Here is a 25723-nt window from a genome sequence, read left to right as displayed (position 1 = left end):
CAGGGACAGGATCATGCGATATATAGCTGGCATTGACATAGGCAACTCATCAACGGAAATCGCTCTGGCTACCCTCGATGAGTCTGGCGCACTGAGCATCACCGGCAGCGCGCTGGCAGAAACCACCGGAATTAAAGGCACATTACGTAATGTGTTTGGTATTCAGGAGGCACTTTCGCTGGCAGCAAAAAACGCCGGTATCAATGTCAGCGATATTTCGCTCATCCGTATCAATGAAGCCACCCCGGTCATTGGTGACGTCGCGATGGAAACGATAACCGAAACCATCATCACTGAATCCACCATGATCGGCCATAACCCTAAAACGCCGGGCGGCGTCGGATTAGGCGTTGGCGTCACTATTACGCCGGAAGACCTGCTCAGCCGTCCGGCGGATACGCCCTATATTCTGGTGGTGTCATCGGCCTTTGATTTCGCCGATGTCGCCACGATGATTAATGCCTCCGTCCGCGCCGGATACCAGTTAACTGGCGTTATTTTGCAGCAGGACGATGGCGTATTAGTCAGTAATCGTCTGACTCACCCCCTGCCTATCGTCGATGAAGTCCTTCATATCGACCGCATCCCGTTAGGTATGCTGGCTGCCATTGAGGTCGCAATTCCAGGAAAAGTCATTGAAACGCTTTCTAACCCTTACGGGATTGCGACCGTTTTTGGCCTCAACGCCGACGAGACTAAAAACATTGTCCCGATGGCGCGGGCGCTGATCGGCAATCGTTCTGCCGTGGTCGTGAAAACACCGTCAGGTGATGTGAAAGCACGAGCCATTCCTGCCGGAAATCTGGAGCTACAGTCGCAGGATCGTACCGTACGGGTCGACGTTGCAGCTGGCGCTGAAGCGATTATGAAAGCGGTTGGCGAATGCCCGAAACTGGATAACGTCACCGGAGAGGCTGGCACCAATATTGGCGGCATGCTGGAGCATGTGCGCCAGACAATGGCTGAATTAACCAACAAACCCAGCCACGAAATTTTTATTCAGGACCTGCTGGCAGTCGATACCTCGGTTCCCGTCAGCGTGACCGGCGGGCTAGCCGGTGAGTTCTCGCTGGAACAGGCTGTCGGCATTGCTTCCATGGTGAAATCAGACCGCCTGCAAATGGCGATGATTGCTCAGGAAATCACGCAAAAGCTCAATATTGACGTCCAGGTTGGTGGCGCCGAAGCCGAAGCTGCCATTCTGGGGGCATTAACCACCCCCGGCACGACGCGGCCACTGGCTATTCTGGACCTCGGTGCAGGATCGACTGACGCCTCCATCATCAACCCGAAAGGCGAAATTATCGCCACGCACCTGGCGGGTGCGGGCGATATGGTCACGATGATTATTGCCCGTGAACTGGGGCTGGAAGACCGTTATCTCGCTGAAGAGATCAAAAAGTACCCGCTGGCTAAAGTCGAGAGCTTGTTCCATCTTCGCCACGAAGATGGCAGCGTCCAGTTCTTCCCTACACCTCTCCCACCAACGGTTTTTGCCCGCGTATGCGTAGTAAAACCCGATGAACTGGTGCCACTGCCAGGCGAACTGGCGCTGGAGAAAGTCCGGGCCATTCGCCGCAGCGCTAAGGAACGCGTTTTCGTCACCAACGCACTCAGAGCGCTACGTCAGGTGAGTCCGACCGGGAACATTCGGGATATTCCCTTTGTGGTGCTGGTTGGCGGCTCATCCCTGGACTTTGAAGTTCCGCAACTGGTCACCGATGCGCTGGCGCACTATCGCCTGGTTGCCGGGCGCGGCAACATTCGTGGCACCGAAGGTCCGCGCAACGCGGTCGCGACAGGGCTGATTCTCTCCTGGTACAAGGCATTCGCTCATGGAAAGTAATCTCACCACGCCAGCCATCGTTATCTTCGCCACTGCTGGATGCACTGACGTCTGGAGTGATGTGCTGCTGGGTATTGAAGAAGAAGGGATCCCCTTTGTGATTCAGGAGAGCCCGTCAACTGACGTTATCCACAACGCATGGCTGGCAGCTTGCCAATCGCCACTGCTGGTTGGCATTGGCTGCAGTCGCGAAAAACTGGTCGTGCACTATAAAAACTTACCCACATCAGCGCCACTATTTACGCTGACGTATCAACAAGATAACCATGCCAGACGCAGCATTGGTAATAACGCTGCGCGGCTGGTTAAAGGCATTCCGTTTCGGGAATGCCACTCATAACCCACAGGAGAAAAGCAGTATGAATAACGCACTGGGACTGGTTGAAACAAAAGGGCTCGTCGGCGCTATTGAAGCCGCTGATGCCATGGTGAAATCCGCAAACGTGCAGTTGGTTGGTTACGAAAAAATCGGCTCAGGCCTTATCACCGTTATGGTTCGCGGCGATGTCGGCGCAGTGAAAGCTGCCGTAGATGCAGGAAGCGCTGCAGCAAGCGCCGTTGGCGAGGTGAAATCCTGCCACGTTATCCCACGTCCGCACAGCGACGTTGAAGCCATTTTACCTAAATCCGCATAAGTCGTTGCAACCAAGGAGCACAGCGTGAAGCAATCACTGGGATTACTTGAAGTTAGTGGTCTGGCATTAGCCATCAGTTGCGCGGACGTCATGGCGAAAGCCGCCTCCATCACGCTGGTGGGCCTCGAAAAAACCAACGGTTCAGGCTGGATGGTGATCAAGATAATCGGGGATGTGGCCTCCGTCCAGGCGGCCATTTCCACCGGTGTCAGTTTCGCTGACCAGCGAGATGGACTGGTGGCTCATAAAGTCATATCCAGACCAGGGGATGGCATTCTGTCACATAGCGTCACCCCGGAGTCTGAGCCAGCGCCCGCCCCGACACCGGTCGTACCACATGAAGAGATGACTGAGGACCATGCAGCGCCCGAAGTGCCGCAAGATGCAGAGTTGATTAGCTGCAATCTGTGTCTTGACCCTGCCTGCCCCCGTCAAAAGGGCGAGCCGCGCTCTCTTTGTCTGTACTCAGGCAAACGAGGTGAAGCGTGATGGATAAACAGCAACTGGAGACAACGGTCACCAAAGTTCTGGATGAAATGCGTGAGCGCCCTATTCCGCTAGGGATCTCTAATCGTCATATTCATCTATGCGCTGAAGATTACGACCGCTTGTTTCCCAATCACCCTATTAGTGAGAAAAAAGAGCTGCTGCAGCCCGGACAATATGCAGCAGACCAGACCGTCACACTGGTGGGACCAAAAGGTCAGTTAAAAAATGTGCGCTTACTCGGCCCACTGCGTAGCACCAGTCAGGTCGAAATTTCTCGTACCGACGCTCGTACGTTGGGAATTGCTGCTCCACTACGGATGTCAGGCAGTATCGAGGGCACGCCAGGCGTTCGCCTTATCAGTCCATTTGCTGAACTGGACTTAGCATCCGGGGTAATCGTCGCCCAACGCCATATCCATATGTCGCCGCTCGATGCCCTAATCCTGCGCGTTTCCCATGGCGATAAAGTCTCTGTTGCCATTAATGGCGATGAACGTCGACTGATTTTCGATAACGTCGCCGTACGCGTTTCGCCGGATATGCGCCTTGAAATGCATATCGATACCGACGAAGCCAATGCTGCGGGCGCAGATAATCCGCAGGCATTTGCCACACTGGTGAGCCCACGATGAACAACGAACTGCTGCAACGCATTATCGAGGAGGTTGTTTCCCGATTAAAAAAACGCGCGGAAAGCACGCTCTCGCTTAGCGTCGCGCAGTTACGGGAAATCGAACCACGGACATTGTGCTGCCAGTACTCGTCGCTCCACCTCCTGCAGGCGGACCTGCCATTGCTGGAGCAAATTGCCGAGGGCTGCGCGGACAACATATCGGTGGTAACGATCCACGAAGCGCTGGCATGCGGAGTCCGCGTGAAAATTTCACTACAACACCGATTGTTACCCGCAATCCCCGTTAGAAAACTTGCGCGTCTGCCTCTGGAGTTCAGTGACGAGCTGGGCCGAATCATCGTTTTGCATCCTGACAAACTTCTCAGCTATGCCGACGTCGCCCAACTGAAGGGCGGCGTTCTGGTGCTACGTCGTCGATGTGTCGTGACGGCTCTGGCTCAGGACGCCGTCGGTACGCGAAATGTCCAATTAATTAAGCAGGAGTGAGCTATGCATCTGGCACGGGTTACAGGCGTTGTGGTTTCCACGCAAAAATCTTCATCACTGGTGGGGAAGAAACTGTTGCTGGTACGTCGGGTGAGTGCGGACGGAGAACTTCCCGCGTCCCCTGTGAGTGGAGATGAAGTCGCGGTTGATTCTGTCGGCGCTGGAACTGGAGAACTGGTATTACTCAGCAGTGGCTCCAGCGCCAGACACGTTTTTTCCGGCCCTAATGAGGCCATCGATCTGGCTATTGTCGGCATTGTCGACACGCTTTCTCGTTAGGAGGAACTATGGCGATTTATACCCGCACTGGCGATGCCGGCACAACGGCCCTCTTTACCGGGCAACGCGTGAGCAAAACGCACCCGCGCGTCGAGGCTTACGGTACGCTGGACGAACTTAATGCGGCGCTTAGCCTGTGTGTTTGCGCAGCGAAAAACCCACAGCACCGCCAGTTACTCGAAAACATTCAACTGCAGCTTTTTTGGTTCAGCGCCGAGCTGGCAAGCGAAAGCGAACAGCCAGCGCCAGAGCAGCGCTACATCAGCTCAGAAGAAATTGCCGCGCTGGAGGCCGCCATTGATACCGCGATGGGGAGAGTGCCCCCCCTACGCAGCTTTATTTTACCTGGCCGCAGCGAAGCCGCCAGCCGTCTGCACTTTGCCCGCACGCTGGCCCGCCGCGCAGAGAGGCGACTGGTCGAACTCTCCACCGAGATTTCCGTCAGACACGTGCTGATGCGTTATATCAATCGCCTCTCCGACTGCTTATATGCGCTTGCACGAGCAGAAGATCATGACGCCCATCAAAACAACATTATTCAGAAAGTGGCGGAGCGTTATCTCGCAGCCATCCGTACATCAGCCACCAGGGAGCCGGCTATGTCTCTGTCTTTTCAGGAACTCCACCAACTCACTCGCGCTGCGGTAACGAGAGCAGAAGAACTTCAGGTTCCGGTCGTCATCAGCATTGTTGATGCGAATGGGACCCAAACGGTGACCTGGCGCATGCCTGACGCATTACTCGTCAGTAGCGAACTGGCACCGAAAAAAGCCTGGACCGCCGTGGCAATGAAAACCGCCACGCATGAGCTGACATCGGCAGTGCAGCCAGGCGCCGCGCTTTACGGTCTGGAAAGCCATATGCAGGGAAAAGTCGTCACCTTCGGTGGCGGGTACGCATTATGGCGTGAGGGGTTACTCCTTGGGGGTCTTGGCATCAGCGGGGGAAGCGTTGAGCAGGATATGGACATTGCAGAAACGGCCATTGCGGCAATTAACGTGAGAATACATCAATGAACACTTCAGAACTTGAAACCCTTATTCGTAACATTTTGAGTGAGCAACTTGCCCCGGCAAAAGCAGAAGTTAAGGGTAATGGAATTTTTCCGTCCGTTAGCGAAGCGATCGATGCCGCTCATCAGGCTTTTCTGCGTTATCAGCAATGTCCATTGAAAACCCGCAGCGCCATCATTAACGCCCTGCGAGAAGAGCTGACGCCTCACCTTGCTTCATTGGCTGCTGAAAGCGCTGCCGAAACGGGAATGGGCAACAAAGAGGATAAGTTCCTTAAAAATAAAGCTGCGTTGGATAATACCCCGGGTATCGAAGATCTCACCACTACGGCGCTTACCGGTGACGGCGGCATGGTGTTATTCGAGTATTCACCCTTTGGCGTGATTGGTTCCGTCGCCCCCAGTACCAACCCGACTGAAACCATTATTAACAACAGCATCAGTATGCTGGCTGCGGGAAATAGCGTTTATTTTAGCCCACATCCAGGTGCAAAAGCGGTCTCACTGAAGCTGATTACCATGATTGAAGATATTGCTTTTCGCTGCTGCGGGATTCGGAATCTTGTCGTCACGGTCACAGAACCCACTTTTGAGGCTACCCAGCAGATGATGGCGCACCCTAAAATCGCAGTTCTGGCGATTACCGGTGGTCCAGGCATTGTTGCTATGGGCATGAAAAGCGGGAAAAAAGTCATTGGCGCAGGCGCAGGCAATCCTCCCTGCATTGTTGATGAAACAGCCGACCTGGTTAAGGCGGCGGAAGATATCATCAATGGCGCATCCTTTGATTACAACCTCCCCTGCATTGCTGAGAAGAGCCTGATTGTTGTTGATGCCGTTGCCGAACGACTGGTTCAACAAATGCAGTCTTTTGGCGCGATGCGACTCAATAGCGAAGAGACAGACAAACTGCGCGCAGTTTGTCTGCCAGAAGGAATAGCCAATAAACAACTGGTAGGGAAAAGCCCGGCAACCTTACTGGAAGCCGCGGGAATACCGGTTCCGGCAAAAGCACCTCGATTACTGATAGGTATCGTCAAGGCTGACGACCCATGGGTTACCAGCGAGCAACTGATGCCAATGCTCCCCATCGTAACGGTGAGCGATTTTGACAGCGCGTTAACGTTGGCCCTGAAGGTTGAAGAGGGATTGCATCACACCGCCATTATGCATTCGCAAAATGTGTCACGTCTGAACCTTGCCGCGCGCACGCTTCAGACCTCCATTTTTGTGAAAAATGGCCCCTCTTATGCTGGGATTGGCGTTGGTGGTGAAGGCTTTACCACCTTCACCATCGCAACGCCGACCGGTGAAGGAACGACATCTGCGCGCACTTTCGCACGCTCTCGTCGTTGCGTGCTGACAAACGGTTTTTCTATTCGCTAATGGGGCCGTTATGAAAAGCTTTTCACTGCAAACTCGATTGTACAGCGGCCAGGGAAGCCTGGATGTGCTTAAGCGCTTCACGAATAAGCATATCTGGATTATCTGCGATGGTTTTCTCGCGCGTTCTCCCCTGATTGAAAAGCTGCGCGACGCGCTGCCAGCGGATAACCGCATCAGCATTTTCAGCGATATCACCCCCGATCCCACCATTAGCACGGTAGTACAAGGGATTGCGCAAATGCAGTCCCTACGACCGGACGTCGTCATTGGTTTTGGCGGTGGCTCTGCACTGGACGCCGCAAAAGCCATCGTCTGGTTCAGCCGACAGTTCGGTATTGAGATTGAAACCTGCGTTGCAATTCCCACCACCAGCGGCACGGGATCGGAGGTGACCAGCGCCTGCGTGATTAGCGATCCGGATAAAGGCATTAAGTATCCATTATTTAATAATGCGCTTTATCCGGACATGGCCATCCTTGATCCGACGCTGGTCGTCAGCGTTCCGCCAGCCATAACCGCGAATACCGGCATGGACGTATTAACGCATGCGCTGGAGGCTTACGTGTCCACGAAAGCCAGCGACTTCACCGATGCACTGGCTGAAAAAGCGGCACAAATTGTCTTCCAGTACCTGCCTGTCGCCGTCAGCAAAGGCGACTGCCTGGCAACCAGAGGAAAAATGCACAACGCGTCAACGCTCGCGGGAATGGCATTCAGTCAGGCTGGTCTGGGTATCAATCATGCGATTGCCCATCAGTTGGGCGGCCAGTTTCATCTGCCCCACGGACTTGCCAATGCGCTGCTGCTGACCCATGTCATTCATTTTAATGCCCGCGATCCGCGGGCTGCGAAGCGCTATGCCCGTTTCGCTAAAGCCTGCCACCTATGCCCGGATAACGCGAACGATACGGCGGCACTGAATGCGCTAATTCGTCATATAGAGCTACTCAAAAAACAGTGTGCGTTACCTTCTTTTGCTGACGCGCTTAAAGACGGAAAGCAAGCCTGGTCACAACGTATACCGTCGATGGTTCAGGCCGCGCTGGCTGATGTCACGCTGCAAACCAATCCTCGTGTTGCCGACGCCAGCGCCATGCAGGAACTGCTTGAGGAATTATTATGAAGACAGCCATGACGGCAGAGTCCACGCTTTATGATGCGCAGACAATTCGCGAACGCGTTCGCGCAGCGGGTGTTGTCGGGGCCGGAGGCGCAGGCTTTCCTGCTCACGTAAAATTACAGGCGCAGGTCGATACGTTTCTGGTCAATGCGGCAGAATGTGAACCGATGCTGAAAGTTGACCAGCAATTGATGGCCGTTCAGGCAGAGCGACTTATCCGTGGCGTTCAATATGCCATGACGGCTACCGGGGCCAGGGCCGGTATTATTGCGCTGAAAGAGAAATATCAAAGGGCTATCAATGCATTAACGCCCCTTCTGCCTGCCGGGATCCGCTTACATATTTTGCCTGATGTCTACCCGGCTGGTGACGAGGTTTTGACCATCTGGATGGCAACGGGCCGGCGAGTTCCGCCTGCCGCGCTGCCGGTCAGCGTCGGCGTGGTGGTCAATAACGTCCAGACGGTGCTCAACATCGCCAGAGCCGTTGAGCAGCAGTATCCGGTTACGCGCCGTACCCTGACCGTTAACGGCGCGGTCGCCAGACCAATCACTCTTACCGTCCCTATCGGAATGTCTTTACGTGAGGTTCTGGCGCTGGCCGGTGGTGCTACCGTTGACGATCCCGGTTTTATTAACGGTGGTCCGATGATGGGCGGGCTGATTACCTCACTGGATACCCCAGTCAGCAAGACCACCGGGGGACTGCTGGTTTTACCAAAGTCTCATGCGTTGATTCAGCGGCGAATGCAGGATGAACGCACCGTGCTTTCCGTCGCAAAAACCGTTTGCGAGCAGTGTCGGTTGTGTACGGATTTGTGCCCAAGACATTTGATCGGCCATGAATTATCGCCGCACCTGCTGGTTCGCGCGGTTAATTATCAGCAGGCGGCCACACCGCAGTTACTGCTCACGGCCCTGACCTGTTCAGAATGCAATGTATGTGAAAGCGTAGCCTGTCCGGTTGGGATTTCACCGATGCGAATCAACCGCATGCTTAAACGCGAGCTACGGGCGCTCAACCATCGTTATGAAGGGCCGTTAAATCCTGAGGATGAAATGGCGAAGTATCGGCTTATTCCGGTGAAGCGCCTTATTACCAAACTGGGCCTTAGCGACTGGTATCACGATGCGCCACTGACTGAGACTGATTATCCCACGGATAAAACGACGCTGTTGCTACGCCAGCATATTGGTGCCAGCGCCATCCCATGTGTACTGCAGGGCGAACACGTTGTTCGCGGTCAATGCGTTGCCGATGTGCCCTCCGGTGCATTAGGCGCACCTGTCCACGCCAGTATTGACGGTATTGTCAGCGAAATTACTGAGCAATCCATCACGGTAATAAGAGGTTAATCATGTCTCAGGCTATAGGGATTTTAGAACTCACCAGCATTGCCAAAGGAATGGAAGCGGGCGATGCCATGTTAAAAAGCGCGAATGTGAATTTACTTGTCAGCAAGACCATCTGCCCGGGTAAATTTCTGCTCATGCTCGGTGGTGACGTAGGCGCAGTACAACAGGCGATCGCCACCGGAACTTCTCTTGCTGGCGATATGCTCGTTGATAGTCTGGTACTACCCAACATTCACGCCAGCGTACTTCCTGCGATCAGTGGACTTAACAGCGTGGATAAGCGTCAGGCCGTTGGCATTGTTGAAACATGGAGCGTTGCGGCCTGCATCTGCGCCGCCGACCGTGCGGTTAAAGCCTCCAATGTCACGCTGGTACGCGTCCATATGGCATTTGGTATCGGTGGCAAGTGCTACATGGTTGTCGCTGGCGATGTGTCTGATGTGAATAACGCAGTGACAGTTGCCAGTGAAAGTGCGGGTGAAAAAGGTCTGTTGGTTTACCGTTCGGTCATCCCTCGTCCGCATGAAAGCATGTGGCGACAGATGGTGGAGGGATAATGGAAAGACAACCCACCACGGATCGTATGATTCAGGAATATGTTCCTGGCAAGCAGGTTACGCTGGCGCATCTTATCGCTAATCCAGGTAAAGATTTGTTCAAGAAACTGGGATTACCAGAGTCGGTTTCCGCAATCGGTATTCTGACGATTACCCCCAGCGAAGCCTCAATCATCGCCTGTGATATCGCCACGAAATCCGGGGCGGTAGAGATTGGTTTTCTCGACCGTTTTACCGGCGCAGTGGTACTGACAGGCGATGTTTCCGCTGTTGAGTACGCGCTGAAACAGGTAACCCGGACGCTGGGCGAAATGATGCGTTTTACCGCCTGTCCCATCACCCGGACATAATCTCATGAAACGCATAATGCTAATTGGCCCCAGCCAGTGCGGTAAAACGTCACTCACGCAGTGCATGCGGGGAGAGGCGCTTCACTATCAGAAGACCCAGGCCATTGTCTGGTCTCCCACAACGATAGACACACCGGGTGAATATCTCGAAAACCGCTGCCTGTACAGCGCGCTGCTGGCCAGCGCCTGTGAAGCAGACATCATCGCGCTGGTTCTCAATGCTGACGCGCCGTGGTCACCTTTTTCTCCAGGTTTTACTGGCCCGATGAACCGACCCGTTATCGGCCTCGTCACCAAAGCCGATTTAGCCAGCCCGCAGCGTATTTCTCTCGTGGAGAGTTGGTTAGTTCAGGCTGGCGCGCAAAAAGTATTTTTCACCAGCGCGCTGGAGAATACCGGGGTCGATGAGATGTTCATTTTTCTGAATGCAAAGGAATCTTCATGTCTCACAAAATAATGGCCATTAATGCAGGTAGTTCCTCGCTTAAGTTTCAGCTCCTGGCGATGCCGCAGGGTGAAATGATTTGCCAGGGACTGATCGAGCGTATCGGTATGTCTGATGCGCAGGTCACCCTAAAAGCACCAGCGCAAAAATGGCAGGAGACTTTGCCCGTAGCCGATCACCGTGAAGCAGTAACGTTGCTACTGGAAAAACTGCTCAGCCACAATATTATCAGCAGTCTGGAAGAGATCGACGGCGTTGGCCATCGCGTCGCACACGGTGGAGAATCCTTCAAAGATTCCGCGCGGGTAACTGATGAAACACTGGCGGAAATCGAACGCCTTGCGGAACTGGCACCGCTTCATAACCCGGTTAATGCGTTGGGGATTGCGGTATTTCGCCAGCTACTGCCGAAAACGCCGGCCGTTGCGGTTTTTGACACGGCTTTTCATCAGACCCTTGATGAGCCTTCTTTCATCTATCCTCTGCCCTGGCGCTACTATTCAGAGCTGGGTATTCGTCGTTATGGTTTTCATGGTACCAGCCACAAGTATGTCAGCGCTCAGCTTGCTGAAAAGCTGGGCGTGCCGCTCAGCGCCCTGCGGGTTGTTTGTTGTCATCTGGGCAACGGCAGCAGCATCTGCGCTATTAAAGGCGGACATTCGGTGAATACCTCCATGGGTTTTACGCCGCAGTCTGGCGTAATGATGGGCACGCGAAGTGGCGATATTGATCCATCCATTCTGCCGTGGATTGCCCTGCGTGAAGGCAAAACCCCGCAGCAGCTCAACCAATTGCTCAACAATGAGTCCGGATTACTCGGAGTTTCTGGTGTTTCACCCGACTACCGGGACGTTGAACATGCCGCAGATACGGGCAATCACCAGGCAGCACTGGCGTTGACGCTTTTTGCCGAGCGGATTCGCGCCACTATTGGCAGCTATATTATGCAGATGGGCGGTCTGGATGCGCTGGTGTTTACCGGGGGAATTGGTGAAAATTCAGCGCGTGCTCGCGCCGCGATTTGCCACAACCTGAATTTCTTAGGTCTGGCCGTTGATGAAGAAAAAAATCAGCGTAACGCCACCTTTATTCAAACGGAAAATGCGGTGGTTAAAGTGGCGGTGATTAATACCAATGAAGAGCTGATGATAGCCCAGGACGTTATGCGTTTAGCGATATCAGAAACTGTGACATTGGGCATTCCCGCCTGATATTGCCGCACCGCAAATTGCGGCAAATCATGGTAATAGCGCGATCGCCATGACACTATGCGCCGAGGATTGCTGAACACAAAGGTGAAGACGTGGCTGTTGCGCAATGTCCCGCATCGTGCGGAGAACTTATCCAGGGCTGGATTCTGGGCAGTGAGAAACTGGTCTCCTGCCCGGTCGAATGGTATAGCACCGTTGAGGTTACTTCAGGCTCACCGCTGACAGATGAACGTCCACTTTCTCGGGCAATGGTTGACAGGTTATTACAGCACTGGCAGTACCCGGCGCATCTCAGTCAGGATATCCGGATAGATGTTCAGTCAACCATTCCCATCGCGAAAGGAATGGCCAGCAGCACTGCGGATATTGCCGCCACGGCCATCGCCGCAGCGCATTATCTGGGCCATCAGCTGGACGAGCCAACACTGGCACAGCTTTGCGTTTCTCTGGAGCCAACCGACAGCACCGTTTTTCGTAAGCTAACCCTTTTCGATCATAACAACGCTTCCACGCAAATTGGTTGTGAAGCTCAGCCTCAACTCGATCTGCTGGTTCTCGAAAGCCCTGAAACATTGCGTACCGCGGATTATCACCGTATTCCACGTCATTCCGGCTTGCAGGCGGGAGCTGCGGCCCTCCAACGGGCATGGGAAAAAGTACAGGAAGCCTGTATTAGCCAAAATCCTTACCGGTTGGGAGAAGCGGCTACGCTTAGCGCAATCGCCAGCCAACTGCTGTTGCCAAAGCCGGATTTTGATTCACTATTAGCACTGGTGGAAGAATGTGATTTATACGGCGTCAACGTCGCGCACAGCGGCAGCGTAGTCGGACTGATGCTGGACAGAAATCGTCATGATGTGGATTACATTAAATGGATGCTGACGCAGAAAAAACTTACGATTCACTGGCCGGAACAGCATTTGTTACGCATGGTGACGGGCGGGGTCGAACTGCAATAAGGGTCGCCGCGCGGCAGCGACCCGGACAAGCATAAAATCGTTACTCGGCTTTCGCTTCGCCGTTTTTCACTTCGCCCATGGCTTTCAGCTTTTTAGAGATATCGCGGCGTTCTTTAGAGATCTCGGCGTTTTTGATGATGTAGTCATCAACACGATCTTCATAATCGCTTTTCATGCTGGCAATGATGCCCTGAATCGCTTCCACGCTCATACCTGGCTTGATGTAGTCGCTCAGGTTGTCCAACAGCAGAACGCGTTTCTGGTTGTCACGGATCTTTTTCTCAACGTCCTGGATTTCACGTTGCAGTTTGTTTTTACGACGGAACAGACGAACAAATTCCAGCACGTCCTGGAAAGAAGGCTTGGTAGTTTCCATTTTTACACCCCTGATAATGTGAGATTCGGATTCGTTAAAACAACGGCTAAAGTGGGTCAACATTACTTTCATGCCCGCCATACTTCAAGTTGCATCTGCATCGACAATGCATGGTTGAAACCTGAGTTATCGAGGGTAAAGCTATTGCAGTTACCAATGGTTTTAGCCTTTTTCAGTATCATACCTCTAATCTTTGCTGAATCGAAGCAGCAGTAGAACCAATCCCCTCATCTGCTCTTTATTTGCGCAGTGCGCGACAGATTAAATGTGAGAGTAACTCCAGCTGTCGAGCCATCTCCATGTTCAACCAAACGTAGCCGTGAATGGGCGTTTCTGCGACATTATCGCCTTTATGCTCAGCAATAAGCTGACGCAGCTCTGCCACGGTGTCATTGAGCTTTTCCGTATTGGCAAGCACCGGCTGCGGATTACCTTCATACAAGGCGTGGGTTATTGTCAGTAGTGCCTGCTGGGTCCTGAGCTGAGTTTCACGCAGAGTATGCGCATTCAACATGACAAAGTGGCTGGTACGGCTGGCCCACAGCGCATTAATTTGCAGCTCGAGCATGCAGACCAGATTGCGATTCACCGTCTGAATAGCCTCAAAGATCGACTTTTGAATGCGGGTTTCCTTGCTGGCAGGAGCGATGAGCCCACGCATTTTGACAACGTCGCTCAACAGTTGTTGTAAATGCTTTTCCAGCCGCGGTTGCTCGAGCAGATTGGGGGATAGCGCGGCCTGATACACCCGATTGTACCCCGTTACGCAATGCGCCAGTTGGATACGCCAGTGTATAAATGCCCGCTGCGGCCAGATGCCGGTAAACAGCATCGCCAGTAACGACCCCAGAATAACATCACCACCGCGCCATAACGCGGTATTCATATCTCCGGCAGGCGCACCCACGACCACGGCAAGCGTTATGCCAATCAGCAGCGCCTGATACGGCCTTTTACCCAGCGCCAGCCAGCCGCAGAGAAACATCGCTACCGCGCACCATATCAGCATTAACGGCAGCGAGAAGAGTTCCAGACGCAGGGCAACCAGTCCCAGGACCGAGCCCAGGATCGTGCCGCCTATACGTTCAAAGGCCCTGGGAACAACGTTACCCCAAAAAGATATTGGCCCCATGATCACCACCAGCGTGATCAGAGGCCATGTACCTTCGGGAATGTTTAACAGGCGTACCAACAGAAAAGTAAGGAGAAACGCCAGCGCAATGCGAATACCATGCACCACACGATAATGACGATACAAACGAATTTCAAAAGGACTCAGCGATTTGTCTGCACGCACTCATGCACTCCGTCAGGGAATAGCAAAGAAGCGAATTGTACCTGTTTTTAGCGTGAAAAGATCATCCTGATTTACACCCCAAACAGTTACTTCGTCTGCACTGGCACGTACATTTCAATGTCCCAGTAACCGTCCTCCATGCCATTGTTCATATAAACTTCAAAGCAGGGTTTAGCTGCTATCGTATAAGTTGTATCCTGCAACAGGCGCTCGAAGAACTGATACCAAGGCGTCGCAAAATCGTGATTCTCAACGCGCGCAACAGCGACAGCATAGTCGCCACCCGCCAGTTCGGTGAGGATCACCCCTTCGCTGTTTTCCGGGATTTCAAAACCTTCAGGCACAGAAACCACGGTATCACAGCGCAATTTTTCCGCAGGAACAACATCAGGGTTGTCGTAATAAACAGCAATCCATTCCAACGGCACAATCTGTTTACCGTCGACCCACTTCATTAATTGCTCAAACCCCTGCTTCACCGTTTGTTCCCACGGTCCAACCATATGGAAACCGGCAATCATGCGTTTTTCGACCAGCTTTATCTCGTACTCCATACAACCTCCACTGTTACACTGTATTTATATACAGTATAATTTCTGGTTATGTCGGCCACAAGGAAATAGTGATTATTATGTGAGCAGATTCGCACTCTTGCCAGTCAGACGCATCAGGAAAAACTACGCCTTGTGGTGGAAATAGTCGCTCAGGCGCGAGAAAACGCCGCCTTCGCCGACGGATTCCAGCGTAACCAGAGGCCAATGTGCCACCAGCTTATCCCGATCGTAGAGTTCAATTTCCCCCACACGTTGATGCGCAGCGATGGGAGCAACCAGCTCTTTCTTATCAAGGACATATTTTGCTTTGATGTTAGGGACTTCTGCTTTAGGCAGGGCCATCCAGAAATCCTGCTCGGTTCCGAGGCTGATTTTTTCTTTATCGCCATACCAGATGCGTTCAGTGCCAACCTGCTTACCGCTACGCAAAACCTGCACTGTATCGAAGTTGTGTTGCCCCCATTGCAGCAGTTTACGCGCCTGATCTTCGCGCCCTTTCGCACTCTCCGCGCCCATCACCACCGCAATCAGGCGGCGCTGACCATCGACGGCGGAAGCAATCAGGTTAAACCCGGCACCGGACGTATGCCCTGTCTTCAGGCCATCTACGTTCATGGTTTTATCCCACAACAAACCGTTACGGTTTTGCTGTGTGATGCCGTTCCAGGTAAGGCTTTTCTCACTGTACATATGGTAGAAATCCGGTTCCCCGTGGATGATAGCGCGAGACAGCACGGCCAGGTCGTACGCCGAGCTATGCTGACCCGGCGCATCCAGACCATGTACCGTTTCAAAATGGGTGTCCTGCAGGTTCAGTTTTTGCGCATAGTTGTTCATCATCGCGACAAACTGCGGCTGCCCTCCGGCGATGTAATCCGCCAGTGCCACGCAGGCATCATTACCGGAATCAACAATTAACCCACGGCTGAGGTCGCGTACCGAAACGCGATCCCCTTCTTTCAGGAACATCAAGGATGAACCGACAAATACCGGATTATCTTTTGCCCATGCATCGCGCCCGACGGTCACAATATCTGTCGGACTAATACGCTTGCTGTCAATTGCGCGATCGACAACATAGCCAGTCATCAGTTTCGTCAGGCTGGCAGGATTGCGCTGCTGGTGTTCATTACCGGCTGTCAGGATTTGGCCCGTGGTGTAATCCATTAACACCCATGCCCCGGCAGTAATCGCAGGAGGTTGTGGGGCGAAGCTCACGGCATCGCTCGCCCAGGCGGGCGAAAAACTCATCGTTAATAGTGAAGCGGCAATAAACAAACGGCGTTTCAACAGCATGTCCTCAGGAAAGGGAGAAATAGCCGTTCTTTTTACGGAAGTTCTGTCGAACAAACATGGATAAATTGCAAGAAAATGTGACATAAGGCACATTTTCTTGCTATCAGGAAAGGGTTTCAGAGACAAATCTCGCCGGAGCTACCCTTTACGCGGCGCGGTCTCTGCATGATGACTGCGATGGCGGTGATAACCATCGATCATACTGCGAAAAATTTGCCCCGGTGTGTCACCCAGCGTGCACAGGTAAATATGCGCGCAGATGAACAGTAAGCCCACAATCGCTAACGCCATATGCAGCACCAGCATCACCGGCCCCGCCCCTACCACCTGCGGGTAGAGACATAGCAACCCGGTGATGATCAGTAGTGGAACCAGTGCGTACATGATGGCCAGGTAGGCCAGCTGTTGCAGCGGGTTAAATTTGTCCTCTGCCGTTGCGGCAAACGGGTGCGGCTCACCTTTCATAATGCCATACAGATAAAAGCGTGTTTGCAGTAGGCAGCGTGATATCAACCCGCTAAATTTCACGCGATAATGGCAGCCGTTGCCGCTGGTTGCGTTTATTAACACAAAGCCAATCCAGAAGGCCAGCAATGCGAAGCCACACCAGGTATGTACCTGCACCATTAAGGCCACCGGTCCGACAGAAAAGTGGCCAAACAGGCCGCTCAGCAGAAGCAGGATAAAGAGCAGCGCATTACCCCAGTGCCAGCGGCGGACCGCCAGCGAATAGAGGTAGTCCCGATGCTCTTCCCCGGTTGCCGTTTTGGGCGCCAGCATCCGACGTAACAGCGCGTGCGTGACCAGGCCCGCAATCATCAGCACAATAACGACGCCTGCATAAATGAGCCACAGCGGCCAGTAGTCCGGCGCATAGTTAAGCTCTGCTCCCCAGATAGAATTCATACATTACCCTCCTGATGGATCTCTTTACGCCGATAGACACTTACCGGGCCGCTACGCGTATCCTGCTGGCGATAAACCTCTTTTTGATTAATCCAGTGCTGAATTTCCGGGTCATCGCGACGACCAAATTTCAGCGCATCCGTCGGACAAACGGAAACGCAGGCTGGCGATTGTCCGACCTCCAGGCGAGTATCGGCGCAGAAGTTACATTTGTCGGCAATCCCCGTTTGTGGGTTGAGGTAGCGGACATGGAACGGGCAAGCGGCAACACAGTAGTCACAACCAATACAGCGAGACTTATCCACTTGCACAATGCCATTTTCGTCACGAAATGAAGCACCGGTGGGACAGACGCTGACGCACGGCGCATCTTCACAATGCTGACAGGAAACGCGAACAAACTGGAAGTGGGACAGCACTTCGGGTTCATGTTCGGGTGAACGGATCTGCACTTGTAGGCGACTAAATCCCTCCGGCACGTCATTCAGTACCTTGCAGGCAACCGTACACGCCTGACAGCCAATACAGCGTTTCTCGTCATGCAGCATGACATAAGGGTTTGTTGATTGATTCATGATGTTCTCCTTTCTCATGCCCGACGAAGCGTGACGCCAGCGGTGTGCACCACCGTACCTGAAACCGGACTGGTAACATGCGGAAGCAAATTACCGCAGTGAATACCGTGCGTCGTCGCCGCGGTTTTAGCTCCCGCCTTGGCGCCAAATCCCATATAAACGAACAGCGTATCGGGTCGTATTCCGGCAGTAACTAGCGCTTTGCCTTTTTCCTTACCGGTCGCATTTTCCAGCCAAATCTCATCGCCGTTTTTGATGCCTTTTTCACGGGCCGTTTGCGGGTGGATCCACACCGCGTTATCCCACATCAGCTCACTCAGCAGTGGTACATATTGCGTCGCGCCGTTGGTATGCACCGCAACTTTTCCCTGAATAAAATAGAGTTCATTGTCGCCTTTGAGGGCAAAATTGCGGGCGCGCGGAATACCGTAGCCAGGCAAAAGTGCTTCCAGCTCTTCAGAGTAGAGTTCAATTTTTCCAGACGGGGATTTAAAGCGCAGTTGCTCGCCATAGGTACCATCGCCGTCAACCGCCACTGCGCCCGGATAACGCGCCACAAACTGACGCACTGCTTCAGGTTCCCGCAGCAGCAGCGGAATCCCCCACTCCAGATATCCTTTCTGACGCAGTTCAGCGGACAGCGCATGATCGCCATTAAGCTGGTACAGCTGCCGTGTCTGCATATCCTGCCAGGGGTAGAACTGCCCAAGGCCTAACTGCACGGCCAGCTCTTTCCAGATTTGCCAGCTCGGACGCGCATCCCCAATCGGCTCTACAACCTGCTGGCGCAGGGCATAGGCCGGATTCAGGCCCGACATGTCAGAGACTTCTTCATCACGTTCAAGGTAGGTGCATTCGGGTAACAGATAATCGGCATATGCCGCGCTTTCGCTTAAATAGACATCGCAACTGACCACCAGATCGAGTTGTTCAACGGTTTTGACCAGATCAGGTCGGCAGGTCACGGTTTGGAAAGGATTGTGGCGGGACATGATCCATCCCTTCACCGGATAGGGTGTCTGGTTTAACACGGCATCGATGATGCTTTGCACCACGCCGCCGCCCGCCGCGATGTACTTGAATTGTGGGGCAACCAAATCGATGCGCTGCGCCGTTGGCTTGGGCAATTTGGCATCAGGTTTTGCCAGCACCGGAGCGACCTTCTCTCCGGCCAGCTTATTGTAGGTCGCCGCGGCTTTTTTCTGGTACAAGCCGCCTTCACGCTCAATATTTCCCAGCAGTGCATTGAGAGTGAAAATCATACGCCGCATATCAATTTCTTCTTGCGAAAACGTCGCGCGATGGCCAGGGCTGACGATAGCATGAGGCGCACAGGCGGCCATTTCGCGGGTGACCCGAACAATGACATCAGCAGGCACGTCAGCCTGCTTTTGCGCCCATTCCGGCGTGGTCTCTTGTACTGCTTCTGCCAGTTGGTCAAACCCTGTGGTGTAGCGTGCAACGAAGTCCGCGTCATACAGATGTTCATTAATCATGACGTGACACATGGCCATTAACACCGGCAAGTCGCCGCCCGGCTTGAGCGCATGCCATTCATCCGCCTTGCTGGAGAAAACTGACAAACGGGGATCGAAGCTGACCATTTTTGCGCCCTTTTCCTGCGCGGTCATCAGTTCATGCGTTTCGGCAACCTCAATACCTTCATAGAGATTGTGGCCAAAAGAGACCATATAACGGGTATTGGCGATATCCATAGCCAAATCGCCGCCCATCATCACTTTGGCGGCAATCGATTTTCCGGCAGGGCATGTCGACGCATGCGTAAAGGTGTTTGGCGATCCAAACGCCGTTGCCAGCTGAAATAAATGACCCGAAAGCGAACCGGATTTGGAAGAGAATACGACCCCCTGAGGACCATGCTGCGCTTTTATTGCCGTCATTTTTTCGGCAATTTCTTTGTAAGCCTGTTCCCAACTAATAACCTGCCATTCTCCGCTGCCGCGAGGCCCTGTGCGTTTCATGGGTTTGACAATACGGTGCGGGTCGTTGACCAGGCTAACACCACTGCCTCCTCGCGCGCAGACACGCGTGCCTTGTTGAGGCGCATTAGGGTTCCCCTGAATAAAAACCGTCTTGTTATTAATTACCTGTGCCTGTATTGGGCAACGATAAGAACACATTTCGCACAAGCTTGGCGTCAGAGATGTTTTCCCCTTAATGCTCTCTGGAGAATTTCGCGCCAGTGCGCCTGGCGGAAAACTGCCTATCGCGCAGGCTGAGCAACCGATACCCACTCCTCGCAAAAAATTACGCCGACTAATGCTCATATAACCTCCTGTTATTAGATATATCCAATTATTATGTGGTGTTTAAATTATTAATTTTTAACCTCACTCACATTTCATTAGAATATAGAGCAGCTAACCGCCAAAATAAAAACCCATTGTTTATAAAAGAATTTTAAAATTTCCAGAACACAACAAATCAGCACCAAATAACAATAATGGTTCTCATTTATATTATTTATCAGCTCATAGATTTCAGACAATTTATTCCAGTAATTTCCCTTAACAGTGCAAAATTTATTAATCAATTCTATTAAAGCCTGTTCATCTCAATTTTATTGCGTACATCATTCAGCATTGATAATCGCTTTGCTGATTACCTCGCTATTTTTTGGTATTCTTGGACGAGCGCTAAATTGATCCCGGACATAACTGAACAATGAATGACGGCAAGCAGCAACCTGGTTTTCTCTTTCACGATTACGAGACCTTTGGTACCCATCCGGCGCTGGACAGACCCGCGCAATTTGCGGCTATCCGCACAGATAGCGATTTCAACATTATCGGTGAACCTGAAGTCTTTTATTGCAAACCCGCAGATGACTATCTGCCGCAGCCTGAGGCGGTGCTGATAACCGGTATCACACCGCAGGAAGCGCGTGAAAAAGGAGAAAATGAAGCCGCCTTTGCTGCGCGCATCCACGCCCTGTTCACCGTGCCGAAAACCTGTATCCTGGGCTATAACAACGTGCGCTTCGATGATGAAGTGACGCGCAACATCCTGTATCGCAATTTCTACGATCCCTATGCCTGGAGCTGGCAGAACGATAATTCACGCTGGGATCTGCTGGATGTGATGCGCGCCTGCTATGCCTTGCGTCCTGAAGGAATTAACTGGCCGGAAAACGACGACGGCTTACCCAGCTTTCGCCTGGAGCATTTGACCAAAGCCAACGGTATTGAACATGCCAATGCCCACGATGCGATGGCCGATGTATACGCCACAATTGCGATGGCGCAATTAGTGAAGTCGCGCCAGCCGCGCCTGTTTGATTATCTCTACAGCCATCGCAATAAGCACAAGCTGGCCGCACTGATTGATGTCCCGCAAATGAAGCCGCTGGTCCATGTTTCGGGGATGTTCGGCGCATGGCGCGGCAACACCAGTTGGGTGGCGCCATTAGCCTGGCATCCTGAGAATCGCAACGCGGTAATTATGGTCGACTTAGCCGGTGATATTTCACCGCTGCTTGAACTGGACAGCGACGCGCTGCGTGAGCGGCTCTACACTGCTAAGGCTGATCTGGGAGATAACCCAGCCGTGCCGGTTAAACTGGTGCACATCAACAAATGCCCGGTACTGGCACAGGCGAATACCTTGCGCCCGGAAGATGCCGATCGCCTTGGCATTAACCGCCAGCATTGTTTGGATAATCTCAAAATACTGCGCGAAAACCCGCAGGTTCGCGACAAAGTGGTGGCCATCTTCGCCGATGCGGAACCCTTTACGCCATCAGATAACGTAGACGCACAGTTGTACAATGGTTTTTTCAGCGATGCCGATCGTGCCGCGATGAAAATCGTCCTGGAAACTGAGCCGCGCAATTTACCGGCGCTGGATATCTCCTTTGTCGATAAGCGCATTGAAAAGCTGCTGTTTAACTACCGCGCACGTAACTTTCCCGGCACGCTGGATGAAGCCGAACAGCAGCGCTGGCTGGACCATCGTCGTCAAATATTCACGCCGGAGTTTTTGCAAAATTACGCCAATGAATTGCAGATGCTGAGCCAGCAATATGCAGATAACAAAGGGAAACTGATGCTGCTGAAGTCACTCTGGCAGTATGCGCAAGAGATTGTATAACTCCCACGTATAAAAAAACCGGAGAACATGTCTCCGGTTTTTTTTATCTAAATACAGTTATTACGCGATATCTTCGTCGTACTGTGGCACCGGGTTACGGAAGCTTTTGGTCACGCAAGCCAGGTAAATCAGACCAATAGCGGCCCAGATCAGACCCAGAACCATTGAGCTCTCTTCCAGGTTCACCCACAGCGCACCAACGGTCAGCGCACCGCACATAGGCAGGAACAGATACTGGAAGTGGTCTTTCAGCGTCTTGTTACGCTTCTCACGGATCCAGAACTGGGAGATCACCGACAGGTTAACGAAGGTAAACGCCACCAGCGCACCGAAGTTAATCAGTGCCGTCGCCATCACCAGGTCGAAGTTAATTGCCAGCAGAGCAATCGCACCAACCAGAATGATGTTCATGGACGGAGTACGCCATTTCGGGTGGACATAACCGAAGAAACTTTTCGGGAACACACCGTCACGCCCCATCACATACATCAGACGCGCTACGCCTGCATGCGCCGCCATACCTGAAGCCAGTACGGTAATGGTAGAGAAAATCAGCGCGCCGACCTGGAAGAACTTACCAGCGACATACAGCATGATTTCCGGCTGCGAAGCGTCCGGATCCTTGAAGCGTGAGATATCCGGGAAGTACAGCTGCAACAGATAGGTGGAGACGATAAAGATCAGGCCACCAATCAGCGCGGTCAGGAAAATCGCCCGTGGGATCACACGTTCAGCGTCTTTGGTCTCTTCAGACAGGTTGCTGATACCGTCAAAACCGGTGAACGAGAAGCACAGGATAGTCGCTCCCGTGATCATCGGGATCACATGCGCATCACCTGACCAGAACGGACGGCTGCTCGCCAGCGTACCGGCACCTTCCCCTTCGAACACGCCATAAACGACCATGCCGAGGATCACTGCAATCAGCACCACCTGCAACAACACGATGACGGTGTTGAAATTCGCAACAGATTTCAGACTGCGCAGGTTAAAGGCGGTCATAAAGGCCACCAGCGCCACCACGAATATCCATGACGGTATCGACGGCACCAGAGCTTCAAAATAAATTTTCGCCAACAGAATGTTGATCATCGGTGCGAACAGGTAGTCCAGCAGTGATGACCAACCCACCATAAAGCCAACGGTCGGGCTAATGGATTTCTGGGCATAAGTGTAGGCAGAGCCTGCAGACGGATAGCGACGCACCAGTTTACCGTAGCTCAGTGCGGTAAAGAGGATGGCGATCAGTGCAAAGGCGTAAGCTGTCGGGACGTGACCATCGGTCATTCCTGATACGATACCGAATGTATCGAACAGCGTCATCGGCTGCATATAGGCAAGGCCCATCATGACAACCGGAACCAGCGTAAGCGTTTTACGTAATTCCACGCGAGAGGTGTTTGGAGTAGCGTTATGCGACATGGTTATCCCCCATTACGGCGAAAACCGTCGCGTAAGCAAAAAATTGCCCCATTTTTTGTTAATCCTCAGCGACAACAACTGTCGATTTTTAAGTAAGTATCTATCCGGTACGAAGCCCGGCCTCTTTTATGAATGATTGGTTTGATGCAAAAAAATAACCGACGCGTATTAAAACGTCGGTTAATGTCATTTTTTGCAAGCGGCGTATTTTGCACTAATTTGGAGAGAAATAACAAGAGATTGAAGCTACTACAAAAGAATATTTTTTCTTAACTGATTGATTTATCAGCAGCCGTTTTAACATACACCCCCGCAATAGCACTATTTGCTAAAATCTCATCCCGCCACCAGGCACTGGCCAACCCGGCAGTCTGTTCATTCCAACCTATCCACACAGGTTCAAAGATAATTTGTGCGACCACCTTTTTCTCAATCAGAGCGCCACTTTCCAGAAATCGCTGTGCCAGGTAGCGCGGAATATAGCCGCATCCCAGACCACTGATTTGCAGTTCCAGCTTGGTTTTGAAGTCAAAAACGGTGATGGCTTCCTGATCGTCAAGCACCTGGGAGCCGGAGACGTTGGCATGCTGTGCATTGTCGCCCACCACAATCGCGCGAAAACGCCGAATAGTGCGACGATTCAACGGCTCCTGTTCCTGCGCCAGCGGATGATGCGACGCAACCACAAACACCTGCTCCAGAACCCCTAGCTGCGCAAAGCCAAATTCGCTCGCGGCAGGCGGCTCATGTGTGGCGCCGACAATAATATCCGCCCGCCCCTGAGTGAGGGCATCCCAGGAGCCGCCCAGCACGCCATTGATAAATTTCAGGCGCGTCACACTGTGGTGTTGATAGAAAGATTCGATGAGTGGGGCCAGCAGCGAAAAGGGAAACGTATCATCTACGCCAATAACCAGTTCATTCTCCCAGCCTTCGTGAAGTTTAATCGCCTGCTTTTCGAGTTCGCGGACGGTGTGCAACACCTCCCGCCCCTTTTCCAGCAGCATCTGCCCGGTACGGGTAAACTTAGCCCGATGTCCGCTGCGATCGAGTAGCTGAATATTAAGATCGCTTTCCAGCTTATGGACGGTGTAGCTCAGCGCAGACGGCGTCTTAAACAATTTTGCCGACGCCGCAGCGAAACTGCCCTCTTTTTCCAACGCATCGAGGATGATAAGAACGTCCAGCAGTGGTTTCATACTCGCCCCCTGGCGGTATCAGCGGCACTCTGCTGGTCTGTCACTCCATCGGCATCACCAGCGGGTCAGGATACTGGTACTCAAACCCAAGCTCGTTACAAATACGGTTGCCATCAATGACTTTACCTTTACCGTTATCCTCATTGCCACGAAATTCCGGCGGCTCCATCCCCAACTGGCGGGCCATCTGTGGATAGAACACATTGCGCGCCGGATGCATAGGCGCACATATATTATAGATGTGTCCCCCTTTTGGCGCTTGCAGCAGCAAAGAGATGGCGGAAACCACATCATCCAGATGCACCAGATTGACGCCATGGTGTCCATCTGGCGCCGTCTTGCCAGCGAAAAAACGACCGGGATGTCTTCCTGGGCCGACAAGTCCGGCCAGGCGCAAAATATCCACCGAAGTGCCGGGTAAATTGTGCAACCAGTCTTCAAGTTCTTTCAAAACGCGACCACTTGCCGTGACCGGGTTACGCGGAGTCCCTTCTTTCACGATGCCTTGTGCATCGCCATAGACCGACGTCGAACTGGTAAAAATAATCCGCGGGATACGGTACGCCAGCGCACTGTCGACCAGCTCCTGCATAGCCTGCAGGTAAAATGTCTCCCCCGGACCGCTACGGCGCGCAGGTAGCGTAATAACCAGCGCGTCGGCGTCCATCAGTGCGTCGAGATCGTCTGTCTCACAGACCAGTTCAGGCTCCAGGCGCAGCGAGTAGCTCTCTATACCACTCATGCGGGCCGCTTCCACCCCATCCAATGTGGTTTTGCTGCCGGTAACCTGCCAGCCTCTCGCCGCCAGCGACATAGCTAACGGCATGCCTAACCAACCTAAACCGACAATTGCGACCTTTTTCATGCCTTCTCTCCTGACTTTTGGCCTATAACGCAAGGCTACGCTAGCCCACAGTGGCTGACAATTCATAGTATCAATATGAAATGAATTAATGATCAAAAAAAGCCCTTGCTTTCCGTAGCTAAAGTGGTTTAGGTTAAAAGACATCAAATGAATAAACATTCATCGAGAAAATTTATGACACGCGCTCAATTCAAACACCATCATCACCATCATCCTGACTAGTCTTTCAGGCGATGTGTGCTGGGAGACATTTAAATCTTCCAGCGGTGCATGAGCGTATGAGAAAGCCCCCGGAAGATTTCTTCCGGGGGCTTTTTTTGTGCGTGACCCAAACTGATTCAGACAGGATAACGAGGAAT

Annotated in this window: 28 protein-coding genes, 1 pseudogene and 1 other annotated feature; of the genes and pseudogenes, 18 read left to right on the top strand and 11 right to left on the bottom strand. The window is 52.7% G+C overall.

Features of this window, described 5'->3' with window-relative positions; translation table 11 throughout:
• Positions 1-13: 13 nt before the first annotated feature.
• The 16 genes from O6D90_RS08895 to O6D90_RS08820 all read left to right on the top strand — a co-directional run bounded on the left by O6D90_RS08895 (position 14) and on the right by O6D90_RS08820 (position 12764).
• Complete coding sequence (locus O6D90_RS08895) at positions 14-1846, top strand: diol dehydratase reactivase subunit alpha (RefSeq protein ID WP_088583044.1); 1833 nt, start codon at positions 14-16, stop codon at positions 1844-1846.
• Entirely contained in the window at positions 1836-2186 is a 351-nt protein-coding gene (locus O6D90_RS08890; protein ID WP_016156873.1) for a glycerol dehydratase reactivase beta/small subunit family protein, read from the top strand. Before O6D90_RS08895 ends, O6D90_RS08890 begins: the two co-directional genes overlap by 11 nt.
• Before the next feature lie 19 nt (positions 2187-2205).
• On the top strand, positions 2206-2481 hold the full coding sequence (pduJ, locus tag O6D90_RS08885) for a propanediol utilization microcompartment protein PduJ (protein ID WP_001057752.1): 276 nt from the start codon (positions 2206-2208) through the stop codon (positions 2479-2481).
• A gap of 24 nt (positions 2482-2505) precedes the next feature.
• Positions 2506-2970: a BMC domain-containing protein gene (locus O6D90_RS08880; RefSeq protein ID WP_016156874.1), complete on the top strand. Its 465-nt coding sequence runs from the start codon at positions 2506-2508 to the stop codon at positions 2968-2970.
• Positions 2970-3602, top strand: a complete 633-nt coding sequence (locus O6D90_RS08875) for a phosphate propanoyltransferase (RefSeq protein ID WP_016153533.1) — start codon at positions 2970-2972, stop codon at positions 3600-3602. The genes O6D90_RS08880 and O6D90_RS08875 overlap by 1 nt, the downstream gene beginning before the upstream one ends.
• Positions 3599-4090, top strand: coding sequence for a microcompartment protein PduM (gene pduM / locus O6D90_RS08870; protein ID WP_016156875.1), 492 nt, complete (start codon positions 3599-3601; stop codon positions 4088-4090). The genes O6D90_RS08875 and pduM overlap by 4 nt, the downstream gene beginning before the upstream one ends.
• Positions 4091-4093: 3 nt before the next feature.
• Entirely contained in the window at positions 4094-4369 is a 276-nt protein-coding gene (locus O6D90_RS08865) for a EutN/CcmL family microcompartment protein (protein WP_016156876.1), read from the top strand.
• A gap of 8 nt (positions 4370-4377) precedes the next feature.
• A complete protein-coding gene (pduO, locus tag O6D90_RS08860) occupies positions 4378-5385 on the top strand; it encodes a two-domain cob(I)yrinic acid a,c-diamide adenosyltransferase PduO (RefSeq protein ID WP_016156877.1) in 1008 nt (335 codons plus the stop codon).
• Positions 5382-6767: a CoA-acylating propionaldehyde dehydrogenase PduP gene (gene pduP, locus O6D90_RS08855; protein WP_046275686.1), complete on the top strand. Its 1386-nt coding sequence runs from the start codon at positions 5382-5384 to the stop codon at positions 6765-6767. Before pduO ends, pduP begins: the two co-directional genes overlap by 4 nt.
• Positions 6768-6777: 10 nt before the next feature.
• Positions 6778-7890, top strand: a complete 1113-nt coding sequence (locus tag O6D90_RS08850) for a 1-propanol dehydrogenase PduQ (RefSeq protein WP_016156879.1) — start codon at positions 6778-6780, stop codon at positions 7888-7890.
• Positions 7887-9242 carry a cobalamin reductase PduS gene (pduS, locus tag O6D90_RS08845; protein WP_016156880.1) on the top strand — a complete coding sequence of 452 codons (1356 nt, stop codon included), beginning with the start codon at positions 7887-7889 and terminating at the stop codon, positions 9240-9242. Before O6D90_RS08850 ends, pduS begins: the two co-directional genes overlap by 4 nt.
• Positions 9243-9244: 2 nt before the next feature.
• Positions 9245-9799, top strand: coding sequence for a propanediol utilization microcompartment protein PduT (gene pduT / locus O6D90_RS08840; protein ID WP_003030201.1), 555 nt, complete (start codon positions 9245-9247; stop codon positions 9797-9799).
• Positions 9799-10149 (top strand): propanediol utilization microcompartment protein PduU, encoded by a 351-nt coding sequence (gene pduU / locus O6D90_RS08835; RefSeq protein WP_016156881.1) that lies wholly within the window; start codon positions 9799-9801, stop codon positions 10147-10149. Before pduT ends, pduU begins: the two co-directional genes overlap by 1 nt.
• 4 nt (positions 10150-10153) lie before the next feature.
• Entirely contained in the window at positions 10154-10606 is a 453-nt protein-coding gene (gene pduV / locus O6D90_RS08830) for a propanediol utilization protein PduV (protein WP_016156882.1), read from the top strand.
• Positions 10591-11805, top strand: coding sequence for an acetate/propionate family kinase (locus O6D90_RS08825; RefSeq protein WP_016156883.1), 1215 nt, complete (start codon positions 10591-10593; stop codon positions 11803-11805). Before pduV ends, O6D90_RS08825 begins: the two co-directional genes overlap by 16 nt.
• A gap of 92 nt (positions 11806-11897) precedes the next feature.
• Positions 11898-12764 carry an L-threonine kinase gene (locus tag O6D90_RS08820; RefSeq protein WP_046275680.1) on the top strand — a complete coding sequence of 289 codons (867 nt, stop codon included), beginning with the start codon at positions 11898-11900 and terminating at the stop codon, positions 12762-12764.
• Between the two features lie 40 nt (positions 12765-12804).
• Here O6D90_RS08820 and O6D90_RS08815 read toward each other — a convergent pair whose 3' ends face one another.
• The 7 genes from O6D90_RS08815 to phsA form a co-directional block, all read right to left on the bottom strand.
• Positions 12805-13140 carry a DUF496 family protein gene (locus O6D90_RS08815; RefSeq protein ID WP_003834176.1) on the bottom strand — a complete coding sequence of 112 codons (336 nt, stop codon included), beginning with the start codon at positions 13138-13140 and terminating at the stop codon, positions 12805-12807.
• 238 nt (positions 13141-13378) lie between these two features.
• Complete coding sequence (locus O6D90_RS08810) at positions 13379-14437, bottom strand: FUSC family protein (protein ID WP_016156885.1); 1059 nt, start codon at positions 14435-14437, stop codon at positions 13379-13381.
• 86 nt (positions 14438-14523) lie between these two features.
• Positions 14524-14991 carry a DNA gyrase inhibitor SbmC gene (gene sbmC / locus O6D90_RS08805; protein ID WP_016156886.1) on the bottom strand — a complete coding sequence of 156 codons (468 nt, stop codon included), beginning with the start codon at positions 14989-14991 and terminating at the stop codon, positions 14524-14526.
• 123 nt (positions 14992-15114) lie between these two features.
• The gene (gene dacD / locus O6D90_RS08800; protein WP_032931656.1) at positions 15115-16287 is read right to left on the bottom strand and encodes a serine-type D-Ala-D-Ala carboxypeptidase DacD; all 1173 of its coding nucleotides are present in this window, start codon (positions 16285-16287) and stop codon (positions 15115-15117) included.
• Between the two features lie 138 nt (positions 16288-16425).
• A complete protein-coding gene (gene phsC / locus O6D90_RS08795) occupies positions 16426-17193 on the bottom strand; it encodes a thiosulfate reductase cytochrome B subunit (protein ID WP_016156888.1) in 768 nt (255 codons plus the stop codon).
• The gene (gene phsB, locus O6D90_RS08790; protein ID WP_016153548.1) at positions 17190-17768 is read right to left on the bottom strand and encodes a thiosulfate reductase electron transport protein PhsB; all 579 of its coding nucleotides are present in this window, start codon (positions 17766-17768) and stop codon (positions 17190-17192) included. The genes phsC and phsB overlap by 4 nt, the downstream gene beginning before the upstream one ends.
• A 14-nt stretch (positions 17769-17782) precedes the next feature.
• Positions 17783-20056 carry a thiosulfate reductase PhsA gene (gene phsA / locus O6D90_RS08785; protein ID WP_016156889.1) on the bottom strand — a complete coding sequence of 758 codons (2274 nt, stop codon included), beginning with the start codon at positions 20054-20056 and terminating at the stop codon, positions 17783-17785.
• A gap of 397 nt (positions 20057-20453) precedes the next feature.
• Between phsA and sbcB the strand changes: the two genes are divergently transcribed.
• A complete protein-coding gene (gene sbcB / locus O6D90_RS08780; RefSeq protein ID WP_016156890.1) occupies positions 20454-21878 on the top strand; it encodes an exodeoxyribonuclease I in 1425 nt (474 codons plus the stop codon).
• Positions 21879-21938: 60 nt separating this feature from the next.
• Here the strand turns inward: sbcB and plaP are convergent, their stop codons facing one another.
• The 4 genes and pseudogenes from plaP to O6D90_RS08765 all read right to left on the bottom strand — a co-directional run bounded on the left by plaP (position 21939) and on the right by O6D90_RS08765 (position 25364).
• Complete coding sequence (plaP, locus tag O6D90_RS08775; protein ID WP_016153551.1) at positions 21939-23300, bottom strand: putrescine/proton symporter PlaP; 1362 nt, start codon at positions 23298-23300, stop codon at positions 21939-21941.
• Entirely contained in the window at positions 23290-23352 is a 63-nt protein-coding gene (gene yoeI / locus O6D90_RS26325) for a membrane protein YoeI (protein WP_099045591.1), read from the bottom strand. The genes plaP and yoeI overlap by 11 nt, the downstream gene beginning before the upstream one ends.
• Positions 23353-23514: 162 nt before the next feature.
• Positions 23515-24499: pseudogene (locus tag O6D90_RS08770) on the bottom strand (LysR substrate-binding domain-containing protein).
• A gap of 40 nt (positions 24500-24539) precedes the next feature.
• Positions 24540-25364 carry an SDR family oxidoreductase gene (locus tag O6D90_RS08765; RefSeq protein ID WP_016156891.1) on the bottom strand — a complete coding sequence of 275 codons (825 nt, stop codon included), beginning with the start codon at positions 25362-25364 and terminating at the stop codon, positions 24540-24542.
• A 174-nt stretch (positions 25365-25538) separates the two neighbouring features.
• Between O6D90_RS08765 and hisL the strand changes: the two genes are divergently transcribed.
• Positions 25539-25586, top strand: coding sequence for a his operon leader peptide (gene hisL / locus O6D90_RS08760; RefSeq protein WP_100250077.1), 48 nt, complete (start codon positions 25539-25541; stop codon positions 25584-25586).
• Positions 25562-25684: a sequence feature (His leader region), on the top strand. (Overlaps the previous gene by 25 nt.)
• Positions 25685-25723 lie beyond the last annotated feature (39 nt).

Origin of the sequence: Citrobacter sp. 21OH12SH02A-Citro (genome assembly GCF_027919895.1) — a bacterium.
Taxonomy (GTDB): domain Bacteria; phylum Pseudomonadota; class Gammaproteobacteria; order Enterobacterales; family Enterobacteriaceae; genus Citrobacter; species Citrobacter braakii.
The sequence above is the reverse complement of the archived record's forward strand: the minus strand, read 5'-3'. Positions and strand labels throughout refer to the sequence as shown.

What these genes read in the sequence shown, in the direction of transcription:
- phsA (WP_016156889.1), bottom strand. Translation starts at nt 20,056, where the DNA reads ATGAGCATTAGTCGGCGTAATTTTTTGCGAGGAGTGGGTATCGGTTGC.
- O6D90_RS08815 (WP_003834176.1), bottom strand. Translation starts at nt 13,140, where the DNA reads ATGGAAACTACCAAGCCTTCTTTCCAGGACGTGCTGGAATTTGTTCGT.
- dacD (WP_032931656.1), bottom strand. Translation starts at nt 16,287, where the DNA reads ATGCTGTTGAAACGCCGTTTGTTTATTGCCGCTTCACTATTAACGATG.
- O6D90_RS08765 (WP_016156891.1), bottom strand. Translation starts at nt 25,364, where the DNA reads ATGAAAAAGGTCGCAATTGTCGGTTTAGGTTGGTTAGGCATGCCGTTA.
- phsB (WP_016153548.1), bottom strand. Translation starts at nt 17,768, where the DNA reads ATGAATCAATCAACAAACCCTTATGTCATGCTGCATGACGAGAAACGC.
- pduT (WP_003030201.1), top strand. Translation starts at nt 9,245, where the DNA reads ATGTCTCAGGCTATAGGGATTTTAGAACTCACCAGCATTGCCAAAGGA.
- pduU (WP_016156881.1), top strand. Translation starts at nt 9,799, where the DNA reads ATGGAAAGACAACCCACCACGGATCGTATGATTCAGGAATATGTTCCT.
- pduP (WP_046275686.1), top strand. Translation starts at nt 5,382, where the DNA reads ATGAACACTTCAGAACTTGAAACCCTTATTCGTAACATTTTGAGTGAG.
- pduO (WP_016156877.1), top strand. Translation starts at nt 4,378, where the DNA reads ATGGCGATTTATACCCGCACTGGCGATGCCGGCACAACGGCCCTCTTT.
- O6D90_RS08890 (WP_016156873.1), top strand. Translation starts at nt 1,836, where the DNA reads ATGGAAAGTAATCTCACCACGCCAGCCATCGTTATCTTCGCCACTGCT.
- pduM (WP_016156875.1), top strand. Translation starts at nt 3,599, where the DNA reads ATGAACAACGAACTGCTGCAACGCATTATCGAGGAGGTTGTTTCCCGA.
- O6D90_RS08850 (WP_016156879.1), top strand. Translation starts at nt 6,778, where the DNA reads ATGAAAAGCTTTTCACTGCAAACTCGATTGTACAGCGGCCAGGGAAGC.
- pduV (WP_016156882.1), top strand. Translation starts at nt 10,154, where the DNA reads ATGAAACGCATAATGCTAATTGGCCCCAGCCAGTGCGGTAAAACGTCA.
- pduJ (WP_001057752.1), top strand. Translation starts at nt 2,206, where the DNA reads ATGAATAACGCACTGGGACTGGTTGAAACAAAAGGGCTCGTCGGCGCT.
- plaP (WP_016153551.1), bottom strand. Translation starts at nt 23,300, where the DNA reads ATGTCGCATAACGCTACTCCAAACACCTCTCGCGTGGAATTACGTAAA.
- pduS (WP_016156880.1), top strand. Translation starts at nt 7,887, where the DNA reads ATGAAGACAGCCATGACGGCAGAGTCCACGCTTTATGATGCGCAGACA.
- phsC (WP_016156888.1), bottom strand. Translation starts at nt 17,193, where the DNA reads ATGAATTCTATCTGGGGAGCAGAGCTTAACTATGCGCCGGACTACTGG.
- O6D90_RS08875 (WP_016153533.1), top strand. Translation starts at nt 2,970, where the DNA reads ATGGATAAACAGCAACTGGAGACAACGGTCACCAAAGTTCTGGATGAA.
- O6D90_RS08865 (WP_016156876.1), top strand. Translation starts at nt 4,094, where the DNA reads ATGCATCTGGCACGGGTTACAGGCGTTGTGGTTTCCACGCAAAAATCT.
- O6D90_RS08895 (WP_088583044.1), top strand. Translation starts at nt 14, where the DNA reads ATGCGATATATAGCTGGCATTGACATAGGCAACTCATCAACGGAAATC.
- sbcB (WP_016156890.1), top strand. Translation starts at nt 20,454, where the DNA reads ATGAATGACGGCAAGCAGCAACCTGGTTTTCTCTTTCACGATTACGAG.
- O6D90_RS08825 (WP_016156883.1), top strand. Translation starts at nt 10,591, where the DNA reads ATGTCTCACAAAATAATGGCCATTAATGCAGGTAGTTCCTCGCTTAAG.
- sbmC (WP_016156886.1), bottom strand. Translation starts at nt 14,991, where the DNA reads ATGGAGTACGAGATAAAGCTGGTCGAAAAACGCATGATTGCCGGTTTC.